General features: G+C 46.8%; 6 protein-coding genes. 2 read left to right on the forward strand and 4 right to left on the reverse strand.

Annotation, left to right across the window (positions count from 1 at the left end):
• The first annotated feature begins 161 nt into the window (after nt 1-161).
• Entirely contained in the window at nt 162-1,187 is a 1,026-nt protein-coding gene (locus tag QUA90_RS18675) for a hypothetical protein (RefSeq protein WP_333447034.1), read from the forward strand.
• A 157-nt stretch (nt 1,188-1,344) separates the two neighbouring features.
• On the opposite strand, the gene QUA90_RS18680 is transcribed toward QUA90_RS18675, so the two are convergent.
• From QUA90_RS18680 to QUA90_RS18695, 4 genes are all read right to left on the reverse strand, one after another.
• On the reverse strand, nt 1,345-4,089 hold the full coding sequence (locus QUA90_RS18680; RefSeq protein WP_333447036.1) for a DUF3854 domain-containing protein: 2,745 nt from the start codon (nt 4,087-4,089) through the stop codon (nt 1,345-1,347).
• Nucleotides 4,090-4,451: 362 nt separating this feature from the next.
• Complete coding sequence (locus QUA90_RS18685) at nt 4,452-4,958, reverse strand: hypothetical protein (protein WP_333447038.1); 507 nt, start codon at nt 4,956-4,958, stop codon at nt 4,452-4,454.
• Between the two features lie 50 nt (nt 4,959-5,008).
• Nucleotides 5,009-5,653 (reverse strand): Uma2 family endonuclease, encoded by a 645-nt coding sequence (locus QUA90_RS18690; protein WP_333447040.1) that lies wholly within the window; start codon nt 5,651-5,653, stop codon nt 5,009-5,011.
• A 137-nt stretch (nt 5,654-5,790) separates the two neighbouring features.
• Entirely contained in the window at nt 5,791-6,000 is a 210-nt protein-coding gene (locus QUA90_RS18695) for a hypothetical protein (protein WP_333326927.1), read from the reverse strand.
• A 327-nt stretch (nt 6,001-6,327) separates the two neighbouring features.
• Between QUA90_RS18695 and QUA90_RS18700 the strand changes: the two genes are divergently transcribed.
• Nucleotides 6,328-6,825, forward strand: coding sequence for a hypothetical protein (locus QUA90_RS18700; protein ID WP_333447042.1), 498 nt, complete (start codon nt 6,328-6,330; stop codon nt 6,823-6,825).
• The last annotated feature ends 3 nt before the right edge of the window (nt 6,826-6,828 follow it).

Consider the following 6,828-nt stretch of genomic DNA (forward strand, 5'->3'; position numbering starts at 1 on the left):
AATTCACCCCCAAAGCTAAGCAATTGGCGGCAGAAAAGAGATTAATGACAAGTTACTCCCATATTTTTGATACATATTGACATTAGCACCGAGGCTTTAGCAGTCCTTAATTAAATTTAATGTGTTACACTTGCAATACAAACTAACTCACTTATGCTCCTATGAACCTCGAACGCAAAACACATAGAGATGGCAACTTGCAGCCTAAAGCATTTAATTGTTTAAAACTTCTCAATGAAAGCTTTACCTATCATAAAGAGCATACCCAGCGGCATCCCTTCTCAATCTACAGTAGCTCAATACAGAAAGTAATGGAGTCTTTCAATGCTGTTCTCAATGAAATGGATCAGATTTCTACGGCTTTATTTAATGCTGATGGAAATTTAGATTATCCTTTAAAAAAGCTGCCTGGTTTCCAAAAAGAATTACTACACGCCTTACAATCTCACATTGATGATTGCTATTGTATTCTTAAAGTTATTCATCCATATGATAGCAAAGTGCAGGAAAAACATTCAGACCGTTGGTTGGATAAGGTCGGACACCCTGCTTATAAAATTTTTCGGAATGCAATTAATGACTACAGAGAATCCTTTGCTCCTATTGTTAATAAGATTAAACACAATGGTAGTCAATTGCGCCCTATAATGATGTACTCAAGGGGACGTGGCATAGTTGTACGTACTGTAGAGACAAGTATTCAAACTTTCCCTAAAAACGCTCGCATTATTGGATATTTTTTAGAGGGGATGCAACCTAATGGGCATATAGGTCCTGATTGTGAAATTCATCCTGGGGGTATAACCGCTATTTCTTTAAATCGTGACCTACGTTATCACTTTGCCAATCTCTACCGAGTTGGTGATCATTTGAGGGCTGCCATAGCCACAACTGTTCGTCACTTTCACAAAATAAAACTGCCTCGCGATGTCGCTGTTAATGATACCGCCTCACAATATAATACAGAGTCAATAGCAGAACGCATCAGTAAACTGCCACCTCTATTCTTTGAGAATGAGTTTTCTAAGCAAACACCAAATATTAAATTCCACCGTCATAATGCGAATGCAGATTTAATTTTGGATGTTCCTGGTTCTCGGTATATGACTTGGCAGGGAGAAGTAATGATTCATTCTGAGATACAAGTAGATGCTGTTTGCCCTTTCTATCAACTTCCTTACAAGTAAGTCAAAAGCGTTTGTAATTCTATCCTAGGCTTGCACCCACTAAAACTTTATAAGGAAAAAGGCATATCCTGACCCAGGGCTTAAGAGTGCTAAGGCTAGGCGGGATAACCAATATTGCCGATATACACCAAACTCTGACAGCCATCTTGGGGTTAGGCTAAGGTTGACTTTTGCTTTTCTTCCAAAGTTTGACCAATTGTCTAAAATCCTCATTCTCATCGTTGCTTAGCATCGCTTTCACCGCTTCCTTGACTCCTAATTCATGGACTTGACAATAGACATCATGGGCTGCTGCGGGGTCATTGTCCGCGATTGCTTGGAGTATCTGCGCTTGCAACCTTTGAACCTGCTCTTGATGGGTGGCGGCAACTCCGTCGGTGGTTGGTTCGACTGACAGAGTGGATTCATCGGATGAATGCGGGGTGTGAAGAGGTTGAGACGGGGTTGGCAAGGGGTTTGTCGGTTGGTTTAAATTCCCATCTGGTAAGGGTTCTAGTATTTCAACGGGGTTGGTGGGGTTCAAACCTACTTTTTCTACTATTTCTGACTGATGACTTGTGATTTGGCTTTCCTCAGTCAACGAAGAAGAAGAAGATTCTAAGTTTTCTGAAAAGTTTTGAAACTCTAACCCCTGTAAATCGCTGTAATTCCCGTCTGATGAGGATTCGGAACCCCTTACTAATCCCGTATCCACCCCGTTTAGCCCTGTGTTGTACCCCGTATCAGTGGGAAGATTCTGGGGAATAAGCGCTGAAAGTGAATCGGAATGAGTGGGCGATGTTTCCCCCTGGTCGCGGAACCTCAATCCTTCAAACCAACTGCGGCCGCCGGAGCGCTTCCACTTGACGGAGTTAAGTTCCAGATAATCGCAGCAGAGTTCCGAGAGCATCTTGGGATACTTGATATGAGAAACCGCTTTGAGATTGGAGTCGCACCAATTTTTGTAATGTTCGTAGAGTTTACCCGTCGGCGTAGAAGCAGTCGGATCTACAATCAAACAATCGTCGAAGTGAGCTGCGACGCTGTTGGTTTGCAGCTTCATCTCCCATTCTTGGAGTTTGAATTCGGCAATCTGATTCTTGCCGACTCCTTGAATGCGTTCGCTGACGGTGCTGTCAGAAAGGTTGAGAGCTACGGCAATAAGCTGAGAGATTTCTGCATCCATCCCCGTTTCAATTCTCGAATTTCGCAGCACCGCTGGTAAGGGATTATCAAAATGAACGAGGCACAAGCGGCGGTCTAAACCAGTCGTATCCCCTACAAAAATTGGGTTGTTGCTTCCCACAATTAATAAGCCGTAGAAAAAAGCATCAGAAGCCGGCTTGTACACTTCTCGGTAACTAACAGCATCCCCGCCGGTCATGGATAGTATTGCATCCACACCCGAAGCAGTGCGCTCGTCTGGACAGGCTACCAATTGCTTATCAATGATGCTTGCCATTGTGGAGCCGTCATCCATATTTCTGAGCTTGCATCCTTTCCAATTATCCCGACCTACTATTTTCTGGAGCAGCCTGATAAATGTACCCTTACCGCTACCCGGTTTCCCGATTAAGTGAACGAACATCTGCAAGTCAAAAAACCGGAACTTAAGCAATCCGTTGACAATTGCCAATAGCTTGAGGATTTTCTGGCGGTCGCCCTGCATCGCCGTATTCATCCAGCGGTAGATGTTCGGGCAATTGTTGCGGAGCGTTTCAATAACATCGGTGTCCGTTCCCGTCACCGGCTTGTATTTGTAAGGCAAGTATGAGGTAAAACCCATGCCCGGAGAGTGTTTGAGAATTTCGCCCGTTAGGCTATCCCATACCGAATCATCGAAAGCAATGTAGCGCTTCCTATCCCAGATATCCCAATGCTTCACCCGCAAATCGTCAGTCAGCAGGCTCAGTACATCCGTAATGTAACTAGAACCTTTGTACTGAATATTTCTGGCATCAATGGTGGTTTTGACCAGGGTTCTAAAATTCCCGTCGTCGGTACGTTCCCAATGCTTGCCCGTCCAAATCCGCCAAGTTTTGGTTTCGTTATCGAATTTCCAAATCTGACCGTAATCTTCAGCTAATTGGCGGGCAAGCCGTCTCGGTGTCGGCGGTTTTGATGCTGTGAAGTTGTCACCCTCGTTGTCAAGATTGCTCTCCCAGTCCTGAAAGCTGACTGACTTTACGAGCATCCGCCTGAACTCTTCTATTCCTTTTCTCTGGATAAAATCATCCATACCTTTGGTTTCTCCCTCAGTGCCCGGTTCCCATTGTCCCGTGATTGTACGAACGGGAACACCAAACTTAAGCAACTGACGGCCGAGTTTCCGCTGTTCCCAAATGACACTAGGGTTAGTCGCTGCATCTGCATCAAAGGCAATGATGAACCCAAAACCGGCACGAGCGTAAGATTCCAGGGTCGGAATTAGATAGCGTTGACCCTGCACGTCGCTAGCTTTGGCAGTCAGCCCCATGCTGATGCCCATCAGCCCAATTGTAGGTAAATCGTGACTGCATCCCGCGATCGCCTTAAAAGCTCCCTCGGTAATCAGGAGATAGGGATGGCCGTTGATGTGGTAGCAAACAAGTTTGAGTTTTTCTGCGTCCCAGTAATCCTTATCGGTGGGGTGCTGGGGCAAGAATGCGTCGTATTCACCCACTGGTGTGCGATATTTGGGCGCTTTCTTGCAGCTTTCTGATTTCCAAGGCTTGTCCGGTCTGAACTGAAATTGCGTTGTTTTTCCCACAAACAGGATGCCGCCAGACTTCGCCGCGTACCCCAGATAAACTGATGCCTCATCCGCAGATACGGTGCGGCAGTTGGCGTAACTCCAATCGTTCAACAGCCCCCGGCTCTCAATGTGGCTCTTGTGTTTGGGGGAAAGATATGCGGTAGTTGAGAATTGCTGTACAGCGTTCATAGATGCCTCTTTCCGCTACTCATAGCGGTGCGTGCTGGTTTTGTTTGCAAAAACCCGCTATATGTAGAAGAGACGACCCGGCGCTGGGATTACCGTTGAATTACACGGAGTGCAAATGATGCGGTAATGGCAGATATGGACTATGATGAATCTAAAGTTTTTTATATTTTGTTGTTCGCCGTCTCTTGTTTAGAGTTTTGTCTCTTCTACATAGGCGCGGGCATTTTTTTTGGTCTGGTTTAATGGATGCGGTCGCTTGTTGGCAACAGCCTTTTCCAATTTTATATGCGGATGTATGGCGAACGAGCGTTAGCTGGCAAGGAATTTGGGAATCGAAGCATCCCAATAGTTGCCCAGCACCATTAACCCGGTTCCTCCTCACCCCCCGGAATTCTCCAAGGGTCGATGCCGTTTTCTCGAAGCAGGCGCTCAAAGTAATCGCGCTCGGCTCTGGCTTCATCGTCAACCCAAAACGCTTCCCTAATATCCTGTTCGAGTTCAAGAACTCGTTGGCTCAGAAGCTCGTTTCGTTCAGCCTCGGTGCGGGTAACACCGAAAGCTTCGTCAAACCGCCGCTCCAAGGTTTCAGCCATCAGGGCATCTACCAGAGCCAGAGCTTGCTTGTTTCCTCTGTGAGCCTGCCAGAGCCAATATTTTCTAACGACTGCTAACGGTAGCGCGTTAATCCTGGCTTGTCCTCTAAGTTGTTCTCCCGCTGGTTCTATCTCAGAAATCTGAGGCGTATAACCCTCACCTGCTAAAGCTTTGAATGCCTTATAACGCAAAAAATCTGAGATGTTCTGAACCTTTAAACCGACACATTCCGCCGCCTGTGTTTGGCTCATTCGATACAAGCCGTCTGGCAGCATGAACCCATCTACTGTAATGGAACCTATTTGCCAGATCGCCCCCCAGTCCTCTAGCTCGGCTCGGTTGGAGGCACACCGCCTTGAAAAATCAACTCGGCAGTCAACCTCAACTCTGGGAAAGCCAGCGATTCAACTCGGTCATCTCCCCGAAACTGGCTGATTTGATACTCGCCGTCAACCAACTGGCAAACCGAGAGTGTGGGTTGCTTGGGAGTGCCGATGAACTTGCGGCCGCCCAAACCGAGATAATCCACAATCCAGTATTCGGGGATGCCCATTTCTTCGTAGTCGGCGAATTTGAGATGGTAATCGTCCCGCCAGTTAGTGCTGACGACGTCTACAGCCAACCGCACCGAAGACCCCATCGCGATGATGGATTCCCTATCCCAGCGCGGTTCTCTCTGGCGCAGAGCTGCTTCGTCCAGGACAACTACGTCTGGCTGATAGCCCGCCTCGTTGCGGACGGGTTTGAGCAGGCAGTCACCGGGGATAAAGCAAGGCAATTTCAGTCGCTTGATTTCCCAATTTATTTCGCTGTCTATAAAACCTGTAACGCGGGAATGGCGGCCAGTTCCTAAAGGCATTTCAACAATTACTCCGTGGTGTAGTTCGTAGCGGCGAGTAGAGTTCTCTGGATACCAGGCTGCGAACTCATCAAACGTGATTGTTTGGGGGATTGTTTGGGTTTGGCTCATGTTGCTGTTTCCTCTGAGTTGTTGGTTTTGAACTGCGAACGCAACGAAACCGGATTCCTCATCCGCTCCGAGGTGTAATCCGTATACATTTCTCCCAGCAAAGCTTTATATCCATTCGAGTGCAAAAATGTAATGCGTTAAAAATCGAAAGTGCTTTCAGCCCCGGATAGCAAGCGTTTCAGAGCTTTGGAACGCAAAAAATCGAAAGTGCTTCTAGCTGGTTTTCCAACACATTCCGCCGCCTGTGTCTGGCTCATCCGATAACTGCCATCTGGCAGCATGAACCCATCGACTGTGAGGGAACCTATTTGTACCGAGGCTCGAACGGCTCTAATTGATTCCGTCATGACATTTTCATCTGGTAGACCTTATGTATGGGGTCAGCCTTATGATTTTTGGTCGCTTTCAGTTTCAGGGCGATCATTCTGCTGATTCTGTTCTATGTACTGTTTGACCAAATCGATAAGAACTTCATTCATATTTTTTCCGTTCAACGCACAAATAGCCTTGAACCGCTCTCGAAGCGTTCGAGAAGGAAATGTGAGTTTCAAGGTGGGTACTGGTTCTGTAGTTTTTCGGTCGGCCACTGGGATATCTAACGCAATTACTTTATATATCCCAGACTACCCGTTAAAGCTCGTTTTTTGCTTAATGGGTCAATAGGTGCATACGGGATGTTTGCATTAAACATCCCGTATAAGTTATCATACACTTACGAACGCCTACAAACCAAGCAGAAGCATAAAACAGTTATCTGTACTCCCGATATGGTTGCTTCAGTAAGCTTTGTTAGCGTCAAAAACCCAAAACCAAACCCCGCCCCCTCTGACTCGCAATCTTCTGGGGCGGGGTTTGGCACTCACTTTCGGGAGATTTCCTCTATGTTCGCAGATTACGGGCAGCCATCGCAACCCGCCCGACCAAGCTTTGTAGAAATACCCAATCCCCGCGTTACCACCACAATGGGACGCATGGAAGTGACCGATGTTCGTTCTGAAACCGTCATGGGTCGCCTACTCGATGACCGAGATAATCCGATACAGGAAGAGGGACAACCGATTTACCTGTGCGTTCGGAAACACGAGATTTTGTGTCCTACCTGGGGGGGTAACAACCAGCCTGAAACCCATACCTTTGTAAGGATTGAGCCAATGTGTGCTAAAAAAAAATAGGCA

This window comes from Microcoleus sp. D3_18_C4 (assembly GCF_036702355.1).
In the GTDB taxonomy this organism is placed as follows: Bacteria; Cyanobacteriota; Cyanobacteriia; order Cyanobacteriales; family Microcoleaceae; genus Microcoleus.

Coding starts and splice junctions, on each gene's coding strand:
- QUA90_RS18675 (WP_333447034.1), top strand. CDS start 162: ATGAACCTCGAACGCAAAACACATAGAGATGGCAACTTGCAGCCTAAA.
- QUA90_RS18680 (WP_333447036.1), bottom strand. CDS start 4,089: ATGAACGCTGTACAGCAATTCTCAACTACCGCATATCTTTCCCCCAAA.
- QUA90_RS18685 (WP_333447038.1), bottom strand. CDS start 4,958: ATGCTGCCAGACGGCTTGTATCGAATGAGCCAAACACAGGCGGCGGAA.
- QUA90_RS18690 (WP_333447040.1), bottom strand. CDS start 5,653: ATGAGCCAAACCCAAACAATCCCCCAAACAATCACGTTTGATGAGTTC.
- QUA90_RS18695 (WP_333326927.1), bottom strand. CDS start 6,000: ATGACGGAATCAATTAGAGCCGTTCGAGCCTCGGTACAAATAGGTTCC.
- QUA90_RS18700 (WP_333447042.1), top strand. CDS start 6,328: ATGTTTGCATTAAACATCCCGTATAAGTTATCATACACTTACGAACGC.